This is a genomic window from Schumannella sp. GW821-FHT10F01, from assembly GCF_058809295.1.
On sequence record NZ_JBXASM010000002.1, the window covers coordinates 268,456 to 289,373 of the forward strand.

The window sequence follows — 20,918 nt, forward strand, 5'->3', positions numbered from 1 at the left end:
CCGATCGCCGGATTTCGCCATATTTCCCGTGATTCCGGGCTTATCGGCGTCGGCGCCAGGTGTTACTGTCTGGCCGTGGTCGTTCCCCTGTGGTACCGGCCTCGCACCGGAACACAGCAAGGAGCAGGGAATGGCCAACGGAACCGTTAAGTGGTTCAACGCCGAGAAGGGCTACGGATTCATCACCGTCGATGGCGGCGGACAGGATGTCTTCGTGCACTACTCGGCGATCGACATGGCGGGTTACAAGGTGCTCGAGGAAGGCCAGCAGGTCGTCTTCGAGGTGGGTACCGGATCGAAGGGTCCGCAGGCGGAGTCCGTCCGTCTGGCCTGAGCCTCACCGCGACGACATCGACGACGCCGGTCCGCAGCAGCGGGCCGGCGTCGTCGCGTGTCCGGCGCTGTCTGCGCGGCTTGCACTCGTCCTAGGCGAGTGCCAGAATGAACCCTGGCACTCGGTCTCATCGAGTGCTAACACATGCTTCGCAGCACCAGCGTCCGGGAGGGACGAAAAGAACTCATGGCAAAGATCATCGCTTTCGACGAGGAGGCCCGCCGCGGCCTCGAGCGCGGCCTGAACATCCTGGCCGACGCCGTCAAGGTCACGCTCGGACCCCGCGGTCGCAACGTCGTCCTGGAGAAGAAGTGGGGCGCCCCCACGATCACCAACGACGGCGTCTCCATCGCCAAGGAGATCGAGCTCGACGACCCGTACGAGAAGATCGGCGCCGAGCTGGTCAAGGAGGTCGCCAAGAAGACGGACGACGTCGCCGGTGACGGCACCACGACCTCCGTCGTGCTCGCCCAGGCGCTCGTGCGCGAGGGCCTCCGCAACGTCGCCGCCGGTGCCGACCCGATCAGCCTCAAGCGCGGCATCGAGAAGGCCAGCGCCGCGGTCGTCGAGGCGCTCGTCTCGTCCGCCAAGGAGATCGAGACCAAGGAGGAGATCGCCGCCACCGCGTCCATCTCCGCCGCGGACCCGGAGATCGGCGCGCTCATCGCCGAGGCCATCGACAAGGTCGGCAAGGAGGGCGTCGTCACCGTCGAGGAGTCGAACACCTTCGGCACGACGCTCGAGCTCACCGAGGGCATGCGCTTCGACAAGGGCTACCTGTCGCAGTACTTCGTCACGGACCCGGAGCGCCAGGAGGCGGTCTTCGAGGACCCGTACATCCTCATCGTCAACAGCAAGGTCTCGAACATCAAGGACCTGCTCCCGGTCGTCGACAAGGTGATCCAGGCGGGCAAGCAGCTGCTGATCATCGCCGAGGACGTCGACGGCGAGGCCCTGGCCACGCTCGTCGTGAACAAGATCCGCGGCATCTTCAAGTCGGTCGCCGTCAAGGCCCCCGGCTTCGGCGACCGCCGCAAGGCCCAGCTGCAGGACATCGCGATCCTCACCGGCGGCCAGGTCATCAGCGAGGAGGTCGGTCTCAAGCTCGAGAACGCCACCCTCGACCTGCTCGGCCAGGCCCGCAAGGTCATCGTCACCAAGGACGAGACCACCATCGTCGAGGGCGCCGGCTCGGCCGACGCCATCGCGGGCCGCGTGAAGCAGATCCGCGCCGAGATCGAGAACACCGACTCGGACTACGACCGCGAGAAGCTGCAGGAGCGCCTCGCCAAGCTCGCCGGCGGCGTCGCCGTCATCAAGGCGGGTGCGGCCACCGAGGTGGAGCTCAAGGAGCGCAAGCACCGCATCGAGGACGCCGTCCGCAACGCGAAGGCCGCCGTCGAGGAGGGCATCGTCGCCGGTGGTGGCGTGGCCCTCATCCAGGCCGGCAAGACCGCGTTCGAGACCCTCGAGCTCGTGGGCGACGAGGCGACGGGCGCGAACATCGTCCGCGTCGCCATCGACGCGCCGCTCAAGCAGATCGCCCTCAACGCGGGCCTCGAGCCCGGCGTCGTGGCCGACCGCGTGCGCAACCTGCCCGTCGGACACGGCCTCAACGCCGCGACCGGCGAGTACGTCGACATGCTGGCCGCCGGCATCAACGACCCGGTGAAGGTCACCCGCTCCGCGCTGCTCAACGCCGCGTCGATCGCGGGCCTGTTCCTCACCACCGAGGCCGTCGTCGCCGACAAGCCGGAGAAGGTGTCCGCCCCGGCGGGCGACCCGACCGGCGGCATGGACTTCTGATCCGGGCCTGACCTGACGGATCCCGTCGGATCCCGACCGCGAACGGGCGGTCCCTCCGCTTCCTCGGAAGCGCGCTTCCCCGGAAGCGTCGGAGGGGCCGCCCGTTCGGCGTTCCCGCGGTCAGCCGCCGGTGAGGATGGTGTCGAGTGCGGTGCGCGCCCAGGAGCCCGGCAGCGCGGGCGGCAGCTCCGGCAGGATGTCGCGGCTCGCTGCCACGGCCCAGTGCAGCTCGACGAGCGCGAGCACCTCGCCCGCGACCGCCAGCGGGTCGTCCGGCTCCCCGCGCGACGCCCTGTCTCGCGAGGTGCTGCCGCGCGAGGTGCTGCCGCGCGAGGTGCTGCCGCGCGCCGGGCTGTCGCGCGCCGGGCTGTCGCGTGCCGGGCCGGGCCGTGCGGCGCCAGCGGTCCGGCCGCCACGGCGGAGCAGCCCGGCCAGGTCCATCCCCGCAGGGCCGAGCACCGGCCGCTGCCAGTCGATGACCCGGACACCGCCCTCGGCGGGCAGCAGGACCTCATCGGGGGAGAGGTCGCCGTGCGCCAGGACGGGTGCGGCGTGGATCGCGCTCATCGTCGGCGCGGACCGGGCCCACGCGCGCAGCCCGTCGACCTCCTCGGCGCTGATGCCGCCGAACCTCCCGGACGCGATGAACTCGGCGAGCCCGCTCGCCACGTCGTCGATCACGGCGTCCCAGTGCGGTGCCGACAAGTCGAGGTAGACCGGGAGCGGATCTGCTCCACCAGCCGCGTGGGGCGGGTCGTCGGCGTCGGGCCGGTCGATGGGCTGGATCGCGGCGATGCCGTCCGCCGCAGCACGAGCCAGCTCGGCGAAGCGGGCCGGCTCGCGCACATCGGCGAGCGTCGGGGCGTCGAGCCAGTCCGTGGCGCTCCAGCGACAGGGACCGTCGGGGCCGAGCGCTGCGACGTCCCGTGGCGCCGCGCCGTCCACCACTGCCGATCCGAGGTCGAGTCCGGGCAGCAGCACCTCGCCCCGCGCTCGCCGGTAGAACTCGGGCTCGACGGTCGGCGCGAGCTGCGTCTTCACGGCGAGGCGTCGTCCGTCGGCGAGCACCACGTCCTCGGTGCGGGTCAGCGGCCACTCGTGCACCATGCGTCGCGATACGGGCGCGCTCCCGAGAGCTGCCTCGAGGTCGTCGTCGTCGGCGACGAGGAGCCCGGAGAAGAACGGGTGCGGCTGCACCTCGCCATCGTGACACGTGGTGCCGACGAGCGCTCCGGATGCCGTCGCCGCCGGCCGGCTCGTTCGACCGCGGTCGGCCGGAACACGGGGCACCCTGAGCCCCGCGTCCGACCGCGTCCACCGCATCCACCGGCGAGCCCGCTGGCCTGCAGGCGCTGCGCGCGTCGGTCCTGAAGCACACGTCAGTGCTGGAACAGCTGCGCGTTCGCGCGCTCCACCTCCGCGTACCGCTGGGCCGCGGCGCGCAGCGCGCGTCCGAGAGACTGCAGCCCCTCCTCGACCCGCCGCTGCGTGGCCTGCCAGTCGCCGACGGCGCCCTGGAAGCCCATCGCCGCCTCGCCGGACCAGGAGTGCTGCAGGGCGGTGAGGCGCGACTGCAGGGCCGCCACCTCGTGCTGGATGCGGCCCATGGCCGCCTCCACGTTCGCGGTGGCCTCGGCCACCTCATCGCTGTCCACCATGTATCTCGTCATGGCGGCGAGGCTACGGAGCGGGCGCGCCCTCCGGGGCCGGGTCGACGGCATCGGTGGACTCCGGCTCCTCCGGCTCGCTGGGGAGGAGCGGAAGGCTGACGCGGAACGCCGCGCCGCCGCCCGGGGTCTCGAGCACCTCGACGTGGCCGTGGTGGCTCTGCACGATGCCGGCGACGATCGCGAGCCCGAGGCCGCTGCCGCCGGTGTCGCGCGTGCGCGAGGAGTCGGCGCGGAAGAAGCGCTGGAAGATCTTCTCCCGCAGCTGCGGCGGGATGCCCTCGCCGTGGTCGACGACCGCGATCGAGCCGAAGCCCCCGGCGCGGTCGACGTCGACGACGAGCTCGATCGGGCTGTCCTCGGGCGTGTAGCGGATCGCATTGCCCATGAGGTTCGTCACGACCTGGCGCACGCGGTTCTCCTCCGCCAGCACGACCGGGCCGACGGCCGGCAGCGGACGGATGTCGGCGGGACGCGCGGCGGCCGCCTCCGCCGCGAGCGTCGCTGCGTCCCCGCCGCGGGCGTTCCGGCGGCCTCGGCGCAGGCGGGCGAGCGTCGCGCCGGCCAGCGCGATCCGCCCGGTGACGTTGGCGGGCTGCCCGCCGCGGAGCGCGGAGGCCTGCACCGCCGTGGCGCTGACGACCTTCTCGAGCTCGGCCAGCGTCGCGGTCTCGTCGAGGCCGTGCTCGGGCACGACGACGGTGATGCGCCGTCCCGGGTACGACGCGCTCGCGTCGAGGGCGGCATCCTGCGCGATCGGCAGCAGGTCGACGGGCGTCAGCTCCAAGGGCCGGGCCTCGTCGAGGCGGGCGAGCTCGAGCAGATCCTGCACGAGACCCGTCATCCGGATCGCCTCGCGCTCGATGCGGTCCATCGCCTGGGCGACGTCCTCCTGCTTCTGGATGGCGCCCATCCGGTACAGCTCGGCGTAGCCGCGGAGGGAGACGAGCGGCGTGCGCAGCTCGTGGCTCGCGTCGCCGACGAAGCGCCGCATCTGGTCGATCGTGCGCGCGCGGTCGGCGAACGCCGTGTCGATGCGCGCGAGCATCGTATTGAGCGAGCGGTTGAGCCGCCCCACCTCCGTGTTCGGGGTGGCGCCGCCGAGGCGCTGGCTGTAGTCGCCGGCGGCGAAGCGTGCGGCCGTGGCCTCCACATCGCGGAGCGGGCTGAAGGTGCTCGTCACGAGCAGCTGCGTCAGCGCGGCGCCGAGCACGATGACGGCGATCGCGAAGCCGAAGAAGATGACGGCGTACCGGCCGACGAGCGACTCGGTGTCCTTCGTGTCGATGCCGATGATCACCGTGTAGAGCGCGTCGCTCGACTGCGTCGGCTTCCAGAGCTGGCCCATCACGCGCCAGTGCCGCAGCCCGGACTTGTCGTCGATCGTGACGATCTTGCCGTTGTTCGCGGTCGCCCAGTCGAGGTCCAGCTCGGCGATGTCCGGTCCGACGGTGCCGGTCGGCAGGTTCGAGCACTGCTTGACGCCGTCGCTGCGGATCACCTCGAACAGCGTGCCGCCGATGTCGTACGACGTGGTCGAGCAGCTCAGCACGGCGGAGGCCGTGGCGGTCGGCGACTTCAGCTGGCTCGCCAGCGTGGCGACCTTCACGTCGTCCTGGCTGTCGAGGTAGCCGCGCAGCACGTTCGCCGTGCCGACGCCGGCGACCGCGAGGCCGAACGTCAGCAGCAGGACCGTGACGCCGGTGATCTTGGTGCGCAGCGAGATGCCGTTCCACCAGCGGTCGAACGAGGCGTGCAGACCGGGCCCCTTCGCCACGTCAGCGCCGTCCAGGGGAGCGGCGGAGCGCGACGGGGTGCACGGGCACCAAGGCTAGGCCTTGGAGGTCTTCAGCATGTACCCGAAGCCGCGCTTGGTCTGGATCATCGGCTCGGCCGAGTGCTGGTCGAGCTTGCGGCGCAGGTACGAGATGTAGCTCTCGACGATGCCGGCGTCGCCGTTGAAGTCGTACTCCCAGACGTGGTCGAGGATCTGCGCCTTCGACAGCACGCGGTTCGGGTTCAGCATGAGGTAGCGCAGCAGCTTGAACTCGGTGGGGGAGAGCTCCACCTGCACGTCGCCGACCGAGACCTCGTGGGTGTCCTGGTCCATCGACAGCTCGCCGGTGCGGATGATCGCGTCGTCGTCGTCCTGCATGGTGCGACGCAGGATCGCCTTGATGCGCGCGACGATCTCGTCGAGGCTGAACGGCTTGGTGACGTAGTCGTCGCCGCCGACGGTGAGGCCGGTGATCTTGTCCTCGGTGTCGTCTTTCGCCGTGAGGAAGAGGATCGGCGCGGTGTACCCGGACGCGCGGAGGCGCTTGGTGACGCCGAAGCCGTTCATGTCCGGCAGCATCACGTCGAGGATGATGAGATCCGGCTCCTCCTCGAGCACGGCCGAGATGGCCTGCGCGCCGTTCCCGACGGCGCGCACGGCGAATCCGGCGAAGCGGAGGCTCGTCGTGAGCAGGTCGCGGATGTTGGGCTCGTCATCGACGATGAGGATCTTCGGTCCGTCGGTCATGAGGTCAGTATCTGGCCGTTCGCTGACCCTTTCCTGGGAGCCGTGCGGATGGGCCGGGAACGACCGCCGATCAGGAGCGGAGTGCCGCCAGTGCGGGCCTCCAGAACCAGCCGTAGTCGTCCTCGGGGCCGCCGACGAAGCGCTGCGAGAGCGCGACGCCGACGATGCCGCGACCCGTGTCGACGGCCGCCGTCGTGCCCGAGCCGCCGGACCAGCCGTACGAGCCCGGCGTCGTGAAGGGGTCGTCCCCGGTGACGATGCCGACCTGCCACCCCCAGGATGCGACGTCGCCGCCGAACGGGATCATGCCGGCCCGCTGGCCGGCGTCGAGCTGGTCGGTCGTCATCGCGCGGTGCAGCTCCGGCGGCAGCAGCTCGCCGTCCGCGAGCGCGCCCCAGAAGCGGAGCTGGTCGTCGAGGCTCGACACGAGTCCGCCGGCGAGCCCGGGGAACGGCGGCGGGCTCGCGAACAGGTCGCCGTAGCCGTCCCACGGCTCGAGCCCGGACGGCGAGGGCCGGTACTGGCGGGGCAGCGTCTCGTCGGTCCAGAAGCCGGTCGCCGTCATCCCGAGCGGCTCCGTGATCTCCGCGCGCACGAGATCGGGGAGCGGGGTCCCGGCGACGCGCGCGAGCAGCACGGAGAGCACCTCGGTGCCGACGTGATAGCCCCAGGTGCTGCCGGGCTGGTGCTCGAGCGGCAGCGCGGCGAGCCGGGCGAGGAACTCGTCGGGCCCGATCGGCGGCGGCAGGGGCCCGGTCGCGAACGTCTGCAGCGCCTGCTGCACCGGGGTGTCGTCGAACCCCGATCCGCTGCCGAAGGTGAGGGTGAGCAGGTGGCGCAGGGTGACCGGGCGCTCGGCCGGCACGGTGTCGGCGAGGTCTCCGCCGGGCTCGCGCAGCACGCGGAGCGGTGCGAGCTCAGGCAGCCAGCGCGACACGGGCTCGTCTGGGTCGATGCGCCCCGCCGCGATCTGCCGTCCGGCGAGCACCCCGGCGACCGGCTTCGACAGCGACGCGATGCGGAACGGGGTGCTCGTCGTGATCGGACGCGGATCGTCGAAATCGAGCGACCCGAGCGCGATCGGATGCCACCGGCCGCCGACCCGGACCGCCGCGGCGACGCCGGGCGCCCATCCGCTGTCCACCGCCTCGCCCGCGACGCCCGCACGGAACGCCTCGTCGTCGAATCCGGTCGCCCTCGACACCGCCGTCATGCGGGCACGCTAGCCCGGCCCGACGCGATATGGACGGTTTCGACGCTTCCGGACAGGCAGGACCATCCGGAAGCGCCGAAACCGTCCGGGTTCGACGGACGCGGCGAGGTCGAGCCCGCCGCTAGGCCGCCGGGGCGAGGTCGTGCGCGTCGAGGATCGTGTAGCTGTAGCCCTGCTCGGCGAGGAAGCGCTGGCGGTTCTGGGCGAAGTCCTGATCCACCGTGTCGCGCGCGACGAGCGTGTAGAAGTTCGCGGGCAGCCCGCTCTCCTTCGGGCGGAGCAGGCGGCCGAGGCGCTGCGCCTCCTCCTGCCGGGAGCCGAACGCCCCGGAGACCTGGATGGCGACGGTCGCCTCCGGCAGGTCGACGGAGAAGTTCGCCACCTTCGACACGACCAGCACCGTCAGCCTGCCGTCGCGGAACTCCTGGAACAGCCGCTCGCGCTCGTCGACCGGCGTCGCGCCGGTCAGCTGCGGGGCGTCGAGCGCCTCCGCGAGCTCCTCGATCTGGTCGAGGTACTGGCCGATCACGAGGATCCGCTCGCCGGCGTGGCGGGCGACGAGGTCCTTGACGACGCGGAGTTTCGCCGGCGCGGTCGCGGCGAGGCGGTAGCGCTCGTCGTCGGCGGAGGCGGCGTACTCGAGCCGGTCCTCCTGCGGCAGGTCGATGCGCACCTCGTAGCAGGACGCCGGGGAGATGTAGCCCTGGGCCTCGATCTCCTTCCACGGCGCGTCGTAGCGCTTGGGGCCGATAAGCGAGAAGACGTCGGACTCGCGGCCGTCCTCGCGCACGAGCGTCGCCGTGAGGCCGAGCCGGCGGCGCGCCTGCAGCTCAGCGGTGAGCTTGAAGACCGGCGCGGGCAGCAGGTGCACCTCGTCGTAGACGACGAGCCCCCAGTCCTTCGCGTCGAGCAGCGCCAGGTGGGCGTACTCGCCCTTCCGGCGCGCGGTGAGGATCTGGTAGGTCGCGATCGTGACCGGCTTGATCTCCTTGACCTGACCGGAGTACTCGCCGATGTCGTCCTCGGTGAGGCTCGTGCGCTTGAGCAGCTCGGTGCGCCACTGGCGGGCGCTGACCGTGTTGGTCACGAGGATCAGCGTCGTCGTGGAGGCCCGGGCCATCGCGCCGGCGCCGACGAGCGTCTTGCCGGCGCCGCAGGGGAGCACCACGACGCCGGAGCCGCCGTCGAAGAACAGGTCGACGGCGTCGCGCTGGTACGGCCGCAGCGACCAGCCGTCCTCGGCGAGGTCGATCGCGTGCGGCGTGCCGGGCGTGTAGCCCGCGTGGTCCTCCGCCGGCCAGCCGAGCTTGAGCAGCTCCTGCTTGATCTGCCCGCGGGCCCACGGCTGCAGCGTCCACTCGGTCGAGGTGCGCCGCACGCCGAGCAGCGGGGCGATCTTGCCGCTGCGGGTGACCTCGGCCATGACGATGTGGTCGTCGGCGGTCATCACGAGGTCGCCGTCGTCGGAGCGGGTGATGACGAGCCGTCCGTAGCGCTCGACGGTCTCGCGGATGTCGACGGCGACGGTCTGCGGCACCGGGAACTTGCCGAACCGGTTCAGCGTGTCGAGCATCTGATCGGCGGTGTGGCCAGCGGCGCGGGCGTTCCAGAGGCCGAGCCGGGTGATCCGGTAGGTGTGGATGTGCTCGGGGGCGCGCTCCAGCTCCGCGAACACGGCGAGCTCGTGGCGGGCGTCCTCCGCCTGAGGATGCGCGACCTCCAGCAGCACGGTGCGGTCGCTCTGCACGATGAGGGGGCCGAGCATGTCCATAGCCGGAAAAGCCTAGCCCGCGTGCGTGGGGGAGCGCTGGGGCGCCACGGGTCAGGTGAGCGGCGTCACGGAGGTGATCGAGCTCAGCGGGAGCGTGCGCTCGAGGCCGGCCCGCGGATCCCGCGCTCGCAGGCGCCCGCCGGCGACCGACGCGGGCTCGAGCCGGAACTCCTGGTCGGAGCCGTCCGGCATCCGCACCGAGACGATCACGACCGCTTTGCCCTTCGCGGCGAGCTCGAGCTGCCGCGCGATCCAGCCCTCGCCGTCGACCCCGTCCGAGCCGGGCGCCGGGCGGTCGCGCAGCCGGGCGACGAGCTCCGCCGCCGGGTCGCGCGGCGGCGGGCTGACCGGTGCGACGGCGGCGCGGCGGCGCGGGCTCAGCAGCGTGCCGTCGGCGTCCTCCATCACGACCGGGTAGCGGGCGTCGGCGAGGCTCCAGAACAGCACGAGCGCCTCCACCCGGCTGGTCAGCCGGTTCGGGCCGGACCGCTCGAGGGCCAGCGCCGTGAGGGTGTGGTCGACCTGGAGCTGGTCGAGCAGCGCGGTGTCGTCGGCGCGGACGGACGACGCGGCGCCGTCCGCCGCCGGCACGAGCGCGCCGACCCGGAGGCTGCCGAACCGCGCGGCGGTGTCGCGGAGCAGGTACTCGAGCGGCTGCGGGATGCCGGTGAGCGAGATGCCCGCGAGGAACTCGCGCACGCTGTCGGCCGTCTCGCCCGCCGTGAGAGCGCGGGAGACGCTGGCCGCCGTGACCCGGTAGGTCGAGGCGAGCCCGCGGGCCTCCGCCTCCGCCATGCCGCGGAGCCGGCTGTCGAGCGCGGCGGCGAGCGGTCCGGGGGAGATGATCGTGAGGTCGTCCTGCAGGTACACGCGCTCCACCTCCGCGGGGAAGCGCGAGCGCATGGCCGCGGCGGCGGAGGCGAGGGAGGCGCTCGCCGCCTCCGCGTCGTCCCCGCCCTCGAGCAGCAGCCGGCCGGCGGTCGACGGGGTCTGCCGCGCGGTGATGCCGAGCAGCTCGGCGGCGGCCGCGGCGGGGCGCAGCCGCACGCTGACGATGTCGCCGCCCGCCGGGTAGAACCAGCGGAGGTAGTCGAGCAGACCGTCGTCCCAGACCGCGCCGGTGCGCTCGGCGAGGAGCGAGCGGATGTCGGGCGCCAGCCGATCGAGCCAGCCTGCCGCCAGCGCCTCCCAGCGCTCCGCCCCCGGCAGGTCGAGCCACGCGAGTCCGGCCTCGGTCGGCGCCAGCACGGCCGCGTCGTCCGCCACGAGCCGGGCCCGCTCGGCGATGTCGAGCAGCCGCGGCACGTCCTCGCCCTCGACCCCGGCCGCCGCGGCCAGGCGCCGGGTCTCCGGCAGCGCGATGCCGCCCTTCGCGAGCCGGCGCGCGGGCTCCCGGCGCAGCTCGAGCACCAGCTCGGTCACGCGCCCGGTGGTCGCGAACGCGCGCTCGCCGGCCAGGGTGTCGATGTCGCCGCGCTCGTCGTCGCTGACGGGCACGAGCGCGGGCGGGGCGGGCACCCAGATCAGATCGTCGATGCCCGGCAGCCCGAACGACGGCCAGGAGGCGAGCTGCTCGCCGACCGCGTCCCAGGGTGCGTACCGGCCCGACTCCTCGCCGAGCAGCGCCGCCTCGACGGCCTCCGCGGCCCGCAGCCGCACCTCGATGATCGAGGAGCCGGTGCGCTCGGCGAGCTCGGCGGCCGTCGGCGCCCCGCCGCGGGCGGAGAGGTCGGCCGCCGCGGCCAGCACTGCGAGGGTGGGGCGGTCCATCCGCTCGAGGGCCGACTGGATCGAGCCGCGGTCGAGCAGCGCCTCGGCGAGGTCGAACCAGTCGCGGAGGCCGGCGCTGCGCACGTCGCGGCGCCGCAGCAGCGCCGTCAGGGCGCCGTCGTCGAGCGCGCGCAGCCGAGCCGCGAGCGCCAGGGTCGAGCTGCTACCCGCGGGCATCCCGCGACTCGCGCGAGCGGCGCGTGCCGACGGCGACCATGAAGGCGATGATCAGCAGGATGCCGATCGGCATCCCGACGATCGGGAGCAGGGTGAGCACCGCGAACGCCTGCCCGCCGAGCTTCACGCCGACCGCGGCGAGCACGAGCACGACGATGAGCGCGATCACGCTGAGGCCGAGCACCGTCGCCGCGGCCGTCACGAGCACGCGTTCGATACGATGGGGACTCGCTGCGGTGTCGTTCGGCACCGCTCCAGGATAGGGCCGGACGCACTGGCCCGCCGCGCGCACGATCGGGAGAGGGTCGCACCATGCCCACCGGCAAGGTCAAGTTCTACGACGAGGGAAAGGGCTTCGGCTTCATCGCAGGCGATGACGGCCAGGAGGTCTTCCTGCATGCATCCGCCCTGCCCGAGGGCGTCACCACCGTCCGCGCCGGCGCCCGCCTCGAGTTCGGCATCGCCGACGGCCGCAAGGGCGCCCAGGCGCTCAGCGTCCGCGTGCTCGACAACCCCACCCCGCTCTCGAAGCTGAACCGGCGTTCGGGCGAGGACATGGCCGTGGTCATCGAGGACCTCGTGAAGCTGCTCGATGGCATCGGCGAGGGACTCCGCCGCGGCCGCTACCCCGACCGCGCCCACGGCTCGAAGATCGCCGCCGTGCTCCGCCGCGTCGCCGACGACCTCGACGCGTGAACGACACCATGGCCGACCGCCGGAGCGTCGCACGGGCCGCGCTGCTCGAGATCACGAGGTCCGCGGACGTCGGCGACCTCATCGACGAGACCGTCGGCGAGGACGGCGTCGCGACGCTGCGCTTCGCCGCGACGATGCTCGGCTATCCGGGCTGGGCGTGGACCGTCAGCGTCGCGCAGATCGGCGACGACGAGCCGACCGTGCTCGAGGCCGAGCTGCTGCCCGGCGACGGCGCCCTGCTCGCGCCCGACTGGGTGCCCTGGTCGGAGCGCCTCGAGGAGTGGACGGCTCAACAGTCCTCCGACGCCGCCGGCGAGGACTCGGATGATGACGACGACTCGGACGATGACGATGAGTCCGACGACGATGACTCGGACGACGATGACGACGACTCCGACGATGACGACGACTCGGACGAGGACGACGACGAGTCGGACGACGACGGCTTCGACGACGAGGACGACGACCTCGGCGAGGACCTCTACGACGGCCTCGACCCCGAGGCGGCGCACGCGGCCGGGACGTCGGAGTCCGCGGACCACTCGGATGAGGACGACGATTCCGACGAGGACGACGACTCGGATGACGATGACGACTCCGACGAGGACGACATCTACGGCGACGCCGGCGACGACGACGAGGGCCTCCGCGAGATCTGAGGAGACCCGTCAGGTCAGCTCTGCCGGTTCATCCGCCACGTCGTGTAGACGAGGCCCATGAGGCCGATCGCGATGCCGACGACCACGGTCCAGAGCCAGAAGCCGTTGCCGCCGTCGAGCAGCGGTCGCAGGAAGATCAGCAGCCCGACCAGCGTCAGCAGCCAGAGGATGAGCCCGACGAGCACGACCTTCCGGTCGTCGGTCTTCATGGGCTTCGGGTCGGGCTTGCGCTCCGAGTCCTTCAGCCAGATGCGCACGCGACGATCCTAGCCGCGGCCGCTCAGCCGAGACGCTCGAGCAGCCAGTCGATCGACGCGGTGAGCGCGCGCACGTCGTCCGGGTCGATCGCGGCGAAGGTGGCGACGCGCAGCTGGTTGCGGCCGAGCTTGCGGTACGGCTCCGTGTCGACGACGCCGTTCGCGCGCAGCTGCGCGGCGAGCTCCTTCGCGTCGATCGACTCGTCGAAGTCGATCGTGACGACGACCTGCGAGCGGTGCTCCACGACCTCCACGAAGGGCGACGCGACCGGCGACTCCTCCGCCCAGGTGTAGAGGTGGCCGCTCGACTCGCGGGTGCGGGCGTCGGCGAATGCGAGGCCGCCGCTGCCGTTCATCCAATCGAGCTGGCTCTCCATGAGCAGCAGCGTGCCGAGCGCCGGCGTGTTCAGCGTCTGATTCAGACGCGAGTTGTCGACCGCGTTCTTCAGGCTGAGGAACTCCGGGATCCAGCGGTCCGAGGCGGCGATCCGCTCGATCCGCTCGATCGCCGCGGGCGACATCGCGGCGAGCCAGAGGCCGCCGTCCGACGCGAAGTTCTTCTGCGGAGCGAAGTAGTAGACGTCGGTCTCGGCGAGGTCGACGGCGACGCCGCCCGCGGCGCTCGTCGCGTCGACGACCGTGAGGGCGCCGGCATCCCCGACGGCGCGGCGCACCGGCGCCATGACGCCGGTCGAGGTCTCGTTGTGCGGCCAGGCGTAGACGTCGGCGCCGGGCACGACCTCGAGCTCGCTGCGCGATCCGCCCGGTGCGGTGGCGACCCACGGCGCCTCGAGGAACGGCGCGGAGGCCGAGCCGACGAACTTCGCGCCGAACTCGCCGAAGCTGAGGTGCGCGCTGCGGCGCTCGATGAGGCCGAACGCGGCGGCATCCCAGAACGCGGTCGAGCCGCCGTTGCCGAGCACGATCTCGTAGCCGTCCGGCAGTGCGAACAGCTCGGCGAGGCCGGCGCGGACGCGGCCGACGAGCTCCTTCACCGGCGCCTGGCGGTGCGAGGTGCCGAGCAGGGCGGCGTTCGCGACGAGGTGGTCGAGCTGCTCCGGCCGCACCTTCGAGGGGCCGCAGCCGAACCTCCCGTCGGCGGGGAGCAGGTCGACGGGGATCTCGAGCGGCGCCATGGATCGATTCTGCCGCATCCGACCGCACCGGCCGCGCCGAGCCGGGAGGGGTGTCCGGCGGCGGTCGTCCGGCCCGGATAGGGTGATGAGAGGCGTTTTCACGGGAGGGCCGCGATGACGGATCTGGTCGACACCACGGAGATGTACCTCCGCACCATCCTCGATCTCGAGGAGGAGGGCATCGTGCCGCTGCGCGCCCGGATCTCGGAGCGGCTCGGCCATTCCGGCCCCACGGTGTCGCAGACGGTCGGCCGGATGGAGCGCGACGGCCTCGTGCGCGTCGAGGGCGATCGCCACCTCGAGCTCACCACCACCGGACGCACCCGCGCGCTGCACGTCATGCGCAAGCACCGCCTCGCCGAGCGCCTGCTCGCCGACGTGATCGGGCTCGACTGGGCCTACGTGCACGACGAGGCCTGCCGCTGGGAGCACGTGATGAGCGAGCAGGTGGAGCGCCGCCTGCTCGAGATCCTCGACCACCCGACCGAGTCGCCCTACGGCAACCCGATCCCCGCGCTCGACGAGCTCGGCGACCGGCCCGCCGGCCGCTTCCTCGACGGCGTCGTGAACATCGTCGACCGCGTTCGCGACGAGTCCGGCCCGGTGACCGGCGTCGTCCGTCGGCTCGGCGAGCCCGTGCAGTTCGAGCCGGATCTGCTGCAGCAGCTGCGCGGCGCCGGCGTCGTGCCGGGCGCGGAGGCCGTCATCGCCTCCGCCGGCTCGTACGTCAGCATCCAGGTCGAGGGTTTCGGCGACGGGCTGGAGCTGCCGAGCGAGGTCGCCCAGCACGTCTACGTCGGGGTCTGACGCTTCTCGAGATCGGCCGCGCGCGACGCGCCCGGGGTGTTCTCCCGCCGTTCCGGCGCTGTGCACCGGGCCTGGCGTATTCTGGAGCCCTGGGATTCTCGAGGATCGAGGTGAGCAGCATGCGTCAGCGGAACGACATCCACCCCATGGATGCGCGCGCCGTCTTCCGCATACGGCTCTCCAGTCGGCTGGTCGTGCACTGTCACGTCCGGGTCGTGTGAGGCGCTGTCGTTCGCGACGGCGCCTTTTCGCGTCTACTGGACTCCTCTCTCCTCCCGGATCCCGGGGAAGGACCGCCTGCAAGCCGTGCAGGACGATTCGAGAGGAACCCGCATGCGCACCCTGGTACTCAACGCCGGATACGAGCCGCTCGCCGTGGTGTCGTTCAAGCGAGCGCTCGTGCTCGTGATGAACGGCAAGGCCTCGATCCTGGCCCGCGACGACGACCACCCCGTGTTCGCGGCCGCCGGCTCGTGGGACCGGCCCTCCGTCATCCTCCTGCGCCGCTACGTGCGGCTCCCGAGCGGACGCAGCGTGCCGGTGTCGCGCCGGGGCGTGCTGCGGCGGGACAACCAGCGCTGCGGGTACTGCGGATCCTCCGCCTCGACGATCGATCACATCCTGCCGCGCTCGCGCGGCGGCGCCGACAGCTGGGAGAACCTCGTCGCGTGCTGCCTGCGCTGCAACAACGTGAAGGGCGACAAGACCCCGCAGGAGATGGGCTGGACGCTCCGCATGACGCCGCGCCCGCCGCACGGCACCGCCTGGCTGGTGCGCGGCGTGGAGCGGTCGCAGCCGCAGTGGGAGGAGTTCCTCGCCACGGCCGCGTGAGCGTTTCCGGAGCCGTCGCGGCCCGGTGCGCCGGCAGGGCATTCGGTGAGCATTTCCCTGCTCTCGGAACGGTTTCCGGTGCGCCCCGCACTGGGGACTGCCGGATCCGTTACCTCGACGTGACAATCGTCTCAGGCTCGCGTAACCTCGACCGGGTCGCCAACCCGGAGGACGAGATTTGACGCAACAGGAGAACCCGGATCCATTGGGCTCTCTCTTCGGTGAACTGACCACTCACAGCGCACCTGAGCACGAGATGAACCACCCGTCGCCGACCCGAGGCGACCGCGCGTCCAGCGCCCCCTCCGCCGACCGGCCCTTCCCGACCCGCCGCGAGCTCCGAGCTCAGCGCGAGGCCGAGGCCCGTGGCGAGATCGCGTCCCGTGAGCCGTCCCGTCCGGCAGCACCCGCTGCCGAGCCGGTCGCACCCGCGGTCCCGACTCCCGCCGCCCCGGTGACGGACGACTTCGACGCCCTGCTCCTGGGCACCGGCACTCCTGCGGCGCCGACCGCGGTCGAGGCGGCCACCGTGCTCGAGGCCGCGCCGGCGACCACCGAGATCGTGATCCCCGTCGTCGTGCCCGCCGCCTCCTTCGCCGCGCCGGTCGCCCCGCGCCGCAGCGTCACGCCCGAGGAACTCATCCGCGAGGACGCCAAGGTCGTCGAGCGCCGCCGCCGGTTGCGCGCCGGGCGTGTCACCGGACGTCCGGTCGCCGACCCCGCGAAGGTCCGAAGCATCCGCCAGCGGATCACCGCCACGGGCACCATGGTCATCGTCGGCGGCATCTTCGCCTCGCTCACCCTGCCGGCCTACGCCTTCCAGAACGGCACCGAGGTCTCCGCCGCCGCGAAGCAGTCGGCCTCGCAGACGCTGTCGGTCGCCGACGGCCAGGTCTCCGCCACCAGCCGCGACACGTTCAGCGTCACGAGCGCCGCCGACCTGACCACCCAGTACTCGAACGCGCTGCGCCAGCGGAACCTGCAGGCCTACCTCAGCTCGGGCGCCCGCCAGCTCGGCGACGACTACCCCTGGGCCGCGGAGCTGACCCGCAGCGAGGGCGGCGGACTGTCGCCGCTGCGCTACTACTACCGCGAGTGCGTCGACTTCGTCGCCTGGCGCCTCAACCGCGACGCCGGCTCGACGGCCGCCCCGTACAAGTGGGACTGGTCGACGCTGACGCCCGGCAACGGCAACGCGTCGGGCTGGAAGGCCGCGTGGGAGGACCACGGCTGGGCCACCGGCACGACGGCCCAGGTCGGCGCGGTCGCCTGGTTCGCCGGGCAGAACCACGTCTCCTACGTCAGCGGCGTCCTCGGCGACGGGTCCGTCGTGCTCGAGGAGTACAACTGGAACAACAACCACATCTACGACCAGCGCATCGTGAAGGCGTCGGACGTGTCGATGTTCCTCTACGCCCCGCCGAAGTAGCGCTCAGCCGGTGAGGCCGACCCGGTCGGGCACCGAGGTCGGCACGCCGCGCAGCCACGGCTCGTGCGCCGGCCACGGCCTGCCGGTCGGCAGCCGCCGAAGGAGTCCGCGCAGCGGCGCCTCCGCGTCGGGCCACGGGATCACCCGGGTCGGCGACGCGGACGACACCACCCCGAGCCACCAGTGCCGGAGCGTCGGCGGCAGCTTCTCCGGCTCGAGCACGACGTAGTAGTCGGGGATCGCGGTCGCACCGCGGTTCAGGGCCGCGATGAGCCGGTCGATCTCCAGCTGCAGCACCTCGAGCGTCGCGGCGTCGTCGTAGAACTCGGTCCAGGCGGCGGCGACGTGCGCGAGCGGGTCGTGGTCGTGCACGAGGTACGGCGTCGAGACGTTTCTTTCCCAGGCCTCCGCGTCGCCGTCCTCCCAGCCGTCGAGGGAGCGGGCGCGCACGTTGGCGAGTCCGGCGAGCGGGCGGAGCGCATCCGGCGCCGCATCGCCGATGACGACGAGGGTGGTGCTCGAGGGGTGGGCCATGTCCGATCGTACGTCCGGGTGCGCGCACGGCGCCGGAGGCGTGGTGCGCCTCGACGCGGCGCCGCGCATCGGGTAGGCAGGAGGGATGGCTGAGGATTGGACGCTCGACGAGGCGCTCGCGTACGGCGAGGGGCTGCTGCGCGGCGAGCTCGTGCGGCTCCGCGCGACCGAGCAGGACGACCACCAGCGGCTCGCGGACTGGTGGCGGGAGGGTGCGACCGGCATCCTCAGCACGCCCCGGTTCCTGCCGCGTCCGCTCGAGGGGATGGTCGAGCAGATCGACCGACTGAGCGGCAACGCCCGCGACAGCGCCTTCACCTCGTTCAGCGTCACCACGCACGAGGGCGAGCTGATCGGCCACACCTCGCTCATGAACCTCGCGCTGCCGATGCGGATCGCGGAGTTCGGCATCACGATGGCGCCCGGATGGACGAGCCGCGGCTTCGGCACGGACACCGCCCGCGTGATGGTGAACTACGCGTTCGCGGAGCTCGGCGCGAACAAGGTCGAGCTGCACACGCACGCGTTCAACGAGCGGGCGATCCGCTCGTACGAGAAGGTCGGGTTCCGGCTCGAGGGACGGCGCCGGCAGGCGATCCTCAAGGACGGCCGCTTCCACGACGAGGCGATCATGGGCGTGCTGGCCGAGGAGTGGGACACGGCGACCCGGCGGGTGCGCCGACCCGGCGATGAGTGAGCGGGTGCCGGGCCTCTCGGCGTCCGCCCCGGCCCGGCGCATCCTCGTGACGGGCATGTCGGGCGCCGGCAAGTCGACGCTGCTCCGCGAGCTGGCGCGCCGCGGCATCCGCACGCTCGACACCGACGACGACGGCTGGGTGCTCGCGGACGGCCGCTGGGACGAGCCGCGGATGCGCGCCCTGCTCGCCGCGGAGCCGTCGATCGTCGTGTCCGGCGCGGTGGAGAACCAGGGCGCGTTCTATCCTGACTTCGCCGAGATCCTGCTGCTGACCGCGCCGGTCCATGTGCTGCTGCGCCGGGTGGCCGAGCGCGCCGACAACCCGTACGGGCGGACGGCCGAGCAGCGGGCGGAGATCCGCCACTACGTGGAGACGGTCGAGCCGCTGCTGCGCGGGGGAGCGACGCGGATGCTCGACGGCGAGCGCCCGGTCGAGGTGCTCGCGGACGAGGTGGAGGTGATGCTCGCCGGCGGACCGGTGCCGGTGGGGCAGGAGCTCGACGGGATGCCGGTGCGGCTCCGCGCGCCGCACGACCTGTCGTTCACCGCGCGCTGGGGTCGGGTGTTCGCGGTGCTCGACCAGCAGGACTCCGGCAACCTGTGCCTCGGCGTCGACGGCCCGGACGGCCGGGTGTTCGTGAAGTACGCCGGGGCGCCGACGTGGCTCTACGACGGCGACGTGCCGGATGCGGTCGAGCGGCTGCGGGCGTCGGCGGAGGTGTACCGCGAGCTGGCGCATCCGTCGCTCGTGCGCCTGCGGTCGGTCGAGGAGGTCGGGGCGGGCGTCGCACTCGTCTTCGACTGGACGGACGCGGTCTCGATCGGGCGGCAGTACGAGCGCCGCGGCGAGGTGGCCGGGCTCTCGACCGCCCAGCGCGCCCGCGCCGTGCAGGACCTGCTCGACTTCCACGTCGCCGCCGCGGCCCGCGGCTGGGTCGCCGTCGACCTCTACGACGGCTCGCTGATGCTCGACGCGGTCACCGGCGCGCTGACGCTGTGCGATCTCGATGTCTACCGGCGCGGTCCGGTGGCGAACTGGATGGGGCGGATGTGGGGCTCCGACCGCTTCATGGCGCCGGAGGAATACGAGCTCGGCGCCGTGCTCGACGAGGTCACGACGGTGTTCACGATCGGCGGCCTGGCGCACACGCTGCTCGGCGAGGACCGATTCAAGGCCCGGGAGACCTGGACCGGGACGGACGCGCAATGGGAGGTCGCGACCCGCGCGCTGCGGCCGTCGCGCGCGGAGCGCTGGCCGACGCTGTCGGCGATGGCGGATGCCTGGCGCGCGGCGTCGGCTCCGGTCACTCCGTGACGTCGATGAGCACCTTGCCCACGACCCCGCCCTCGACCGCATCGTGCGCCGCTGCGGTGTCGGCCAGCCCGTAGCGCACCAGCGGGAGTCCGGCATCCGCCCCCACTGCGAGCGCGCCGGCCGAGGCGGCGGCGCTGACGTCCTCGACGCCGGCGCGCAGCGCCTCCTCGCCGACCGTGTAGAGCAGCACGTACTGCAGCCGGGCGTTGAGGCCCATGAAATCGCGCATCGGGATCGCGGCCTCGGGTCCGCTGTTCGCGTAGATCGCGATGGAGCCGCGCGGCGCGAGCACCTGCCCGAGCAGCCCGACGTTGCGGATGATGTCCACGTCGACGACGATCTCGACCCCGTCGGGCGCGACCGCCCGGATGGCGGCGGCCGGGTCGCCGGAGGTGTAGTCGATCGCGTGGTGCGCCCCGGCGGCGGTCGCCAACGCGGCCTTCTCGGGGTTGGAGATCGTCGTGACGACCGTCGCGCCGGCCCAGCGCGCGAGCTGGATGGCGGCGTGGCCGACGGCGCCGGCACCGCCCGTGACGAGCACGGTGCGGCCGGCGAGCGAGCCGGGGGAGAGGCGGGTCGGTCCGTCCTCGTGGACGGTCAGGGCCCGGTGGGCGGTCATGGCGGGGACGCCGAGGCTGGCGCCGACGTCGAACGAGACGTCGTCCGTCATCCGCACCGCCTTCCACGCCGCGACGACGGTCTGCTCCTGCGCGGTGCCGTCCGGCGACTGCGCCTGTGACAGGAAGAGCCACACCCGGTCGCCGACGGCGAGGGTCGTGACGCCGTCGCCGAGCGCCTCGACGATGCCGGCGCCGTCCTGGTTCGGCACGATCTCGGGGAACTCGAGCTCGGCCGAGGCCGTCTGCGCCGCCCGCCGCTTCCAGTCGGTCGGGTTCACGCCGGACACCGCGACGCGCACCCGCACCTCGCCGGGCCTGGGCTGCTTCACCTCGCGGTCGACGAGGCGGAGGACGGACGAGTCGCCGGCGGCGGAGTACACGATGCTGCGCATGCTCCGACGCTAGAGCGGACGGGTGACGCCCCGCTGGGTCCGGCGGCGCGGATGGCCGAGCCGCCCCGGATGGCTGAGCCGACCCGGATGGCTGAGCCGACCCGGATGGCTGAGCCTGTCGAAGCCCCGATCCCTGAGGAGGCCGGCCACGGCCGTCTCGAAGGGGCCCCGCAACTAGACTCGAGACGCCAGCCTCTGTAGCTCAATGGAAGAGCAGTTCCGTCCTAAGGAAACGGTTGGGGGTTCGAGTCCCTCCAGGGGCACTATCGCCTGCAGTCGAGCC

The 20,918-nt window shown here is 72.5% G+C and carries 21 protein-coding genes and 1 tRNA gene; 10 read left to right on the plus strand and 12 right to left on the minus strand.

All coding sequences use genetic code 11. The features are described 5' to 3' along the window. The first annotated feature begins 130 nt into the window (after positions 1-130). A complete protein-coding gene (locus AC1RSJ_RS04420; RefSeq protein WP_171703748.1) occupies positions 131-334 on the plus strand; it encodes a cold-shock protein in 204 nt (67 codons plus the stop codon). 186 nt (positions 335-520) lie between these two features. Next, positions 521-2,140, plus strand: a complete 1,620-nt coding sequence (groL, locus tag AC1RSJ_RS04425) for a chaperonin GroEL (RefSeq protein WP_493117130.1) — start codon at positions 521-523, stop codon at positions 2,138-2,140. Between the two features lie 120 nt (positions 2,141-2,260). Here groL and AC1RSJ_RS04430 read toward each other — a convergent pair whose 3' ends face one another. The 8 genes from AC1RSJ_RS04430 to AC1RSJ_RS04465 all read right to left on the minus strand — a co-directional run bounded on the left by AC1RSJ_RS04430 (position 2,261) and on the right by AC1RSJ_RS04465 (position 11,512). Then, the gene (locus AC1RSJ_RS04430) at positions 2,261-3,337 is read right to left on the minus strand and encodes a phosphotransferase (protein ID WP_493117131.1); all 1,077 of its coding nucleotides are present in this window, start codon (positions 3,335-3,337) and stop codon (positions 2,261-2,263) included. A gap of 182 nt (positions 3,338-3,519) precedes the next feature. Further along, entirely contained in the window at positions 3,520-3,810 is a 291-nt protein-coding gene (locus tag AC1RSJ_RS04435) for a WXG100 family type VII secretion target (protein WP_493117132.1), read from the minus strand. A 10-nt stretch (positions 3,811-3,820) separates the two neighbouring features. Further along, positions 3,821-5,584, minus strand: a complete 1,764-nt coding sequence (locus AC1RSJ_RS04440; protein WP_493117133.1) for a sensor histidine kinase — start codon at positions 5,582-5,584, stop codon at positions 3,821-3,823. Between the two features lie 54 nt (positions 5,585-5,638). After that, positions 5,639-6,331 (minus strand): response regulator transcription factor, encoded by a 693-nt coding sequence (locus tag AC1RSJ_RS04445; RefSeq protein ID WP_493117134.1) that lies wholly within the window; start codon positions 6,329-6,331, stop codon positions 5,639-5,641. Between the two features lie 70 nt (positions 6,332-6,401). Then, entirely contained in the window at positions 6,402-7,544 is a 1,143-nt protein-coding gene (locus AC1RSJ_RS04450) for a serine hydrolase domain-containing protein (RefSeq protein ID WP_493117135.1), read from the minus strand. Between the two features lie 121 nt (positions 7,545-7,665). Continuing rightward, a complete protein-coding gene (locus AC1RSJ_RS04455) occupies positions 7,666-9,309 on the minus strand; it encodes a DNA repair helicase XPB (protein WP_493117136.1) in 1,644 nt (547 codons plus the stop codon). A 57-nt stretch (positions 9,310-9,366) separates the two neighbouring features. Next, positions 9,367-11,262, minus strand: coding sequence for a helicase-associated domain-containing protein (locus tag AC1RSJ_RS04460; protein WP_493117137.1), 1,896 nt, complete (start codon positions 11,260-11,262; stop codon positions 9,367-9,369). Next, a complete protein-coding gene (locus AC1RSJ_RS04465) occupies positions 11,249-11,512 on the minus strand; it encodes a hypothetical protein (RefSeq protein ID WP_493117138.1) in 264 nt (87 codons plus the stop codon). Before AC1RSJ_RS04465 ends, AC1RSJ_RS04460 begins: the two co-directional genes overlap by 14 nt. A gap of 62 nt (positions 11,513-11,574) precedes the next feature. On the opposite strand from AC1RSJ_RS04465, the gene AC1RSJ_RS04470 reads away from it, so the two are divergent. Further along, positions 11,575-11,958, plus strand: a complete 384-nt coding sequence (locus AC1RSJ_RS04470; protein WP_493117139.1) for a cold-shock protein — start codon at positions 11,575-11,577, stop codon at positions 11,956-11,958. After that, positions 11,955-12,617, plus strand: coding sequence for a DUF3027 domain-containing protein (locus tag AC1RSJ_RS04475; RefSeq protein WP_493117140.1), 663 nt, complete (start codon positions 11,955-11,957; stop codon positions 12,615-12,617). The genes AC1RSJ_RS04470 and AC1RSJ_RS04475 overlap by 4 nt, the downstream gene beginning before the upstream one ends. A 14-nt stretch (positions 12,618-12,631) precedes the next feature. On the opposite strand, the gene AC1RSJ_RS04480 is transcribed toward AC1RSJ_RS04475, so the two are convergent. Both AC1RSJ_RS04480 and serC read right to left on the minus strand, forming a co-directional pair. After that, a complete protein-coding gene (locus tag AC1RSJ_RS04480; RefSeq protein ID WP_493117141.1) occupies positions 12,632-12,874 on the minus strand; it encodes a DUF2530 domain-containing protein in 243 nt (80 codons plus the stop codon). A gap of 23 nt (positions 12,875-12,897) precedes the next feature. Further along, positions 12,898-14,010 carry a phosphoserine transaminase gene (gene serC / locus AC1RSJ_RS04485; RefSeq protein WP_493117142.1) on the minus strand — a complete coding sequence of 371 codons (1,113 nt, stop codon included), beginning with the start codon at positions 14,008-14,010 and terminating at the stop codon, positions 12,898-12,900. 114 nt (positions 14,011-14,124) lie between these two features. On the opposite strand from serC, the gene AC1RSJ_RS04490 reads away from it, so the two are divergent. The 3 genes from AC1RSJ_RS04490 (at position 14,125) to AC1RSJ_RS04500 (ending at position 17,077) form a co-directional block, all read left to right on the plus strand. Continuing rightward, complete coding sequence (locus tag AC1RSJ_RS04490; RefSeq protein WP_493117143.1) at positions 14,125-14,817, plus strand: iron-dependent transcriptional repressor DtxR; 693 nt, start codon at positions 14,125-14,127, stop codon at positions 14,815-14,817. A 333-nt stretch (positions 14,818-15,150) separates the two neighbouring features. Further along, complete coding sequence (locus AC1RSJ_RS04495) at positions 15,151-15,648, plus strand: HNH endonuclease (protein WP_493117144.1); 498 nt, start codon at positions 15,151-15,153, stop codon at positions 15,646-15,648. A gap of 454 nt (positions 15,649-16,102) precedes the next feature. Next, positions 16,103-17,077 carry a CHAP domain-containing protein gene (locus AC1RSJ_RS04500; protein ID WP_493117145.1) on the plus strand — a complete coding sequence of 325 codons (975 nt, stop codon included), beginning with the start codon at positions 16,103-16,105 and terminating at the stop codon, positions 17,075-17,077. Positions 17,078-17,080: 3 nt separating this feature from the next. Here the strand turns inward: AC1RSJ_RS04500 and AC1RSJ_RS04505 are convergent, their stop codons facing one another. Further along, complete coding sequence (locus AC1RSJ_RS04505; RefSeq protein WP_493117146.1) at positions 17,081-17,611, minus strand: hypothetical protein; 531 nt, start codon at positions 17,609-17,611, stop codon at positions 17,081-17,083. An 85-nt stretch (positions 17,612-17,696) separates the two neighbouring features. Here AC1RSJ_RS04505 and AC1RSJ_RS04510 point away from each other — a divergent pair, with 85 nt between their 5' ends. Further along, complete coding sequence (locus AC1RSJ_RS04510) at positions 17,697-18,308, plus strand: GNAT family N-acetyltransferase (RefSeq protein ID WP_493117147.1); 612 nt, start codon at positions 17,697-17,699, stop codon at positions 18,306-18,308. 4 nt (positions 18,309-18,312) lie between these two features. Continuing rightward, positions 18,313-19,623, plus strand: coding sequence for an AAA family ATPase (locus AC1RSJ_RS04515; RefSeq protein WP_493117148.1), 1,311 nt, complete (start codon positions 18,313-18,315; stop codon positions 19,621-19,623). On the opposite strand, the gene AC1RSJ_RS04520 is transcribed toward AC1RSJ_RS04515, so the two are convergent. Continuing rightward, on the minus strand, positions 19,613-20,635 hold the full coding sequence (locus tag AC1RSJ_RS04520; RefSeq protein WP_493117149.1) for an NADPH:quinone reductase: 1,023 nt from the start codon (positions 20,633-20,635) through the stop codon (positions 19,613-19,615). The two genes, AC1RSJ_RS04515 and AC1RSJ_RS04520, sit on opposite strands and share 11 nt — an antisense overlap. Before the next feature lie 191 nt (positions 20,636-20,826). Between AC1RSJ_RS04520 and AC1RSJ_RS04525 the strand changes: the two genes are divergently transcribed. Beyond that, positions 20,827-20,898, plus strand: a tRNA-Arg gene (locus AC1RSJ_RS04525). Positions 20,899-20,918 lie beyond the last annotated feature (20 nt).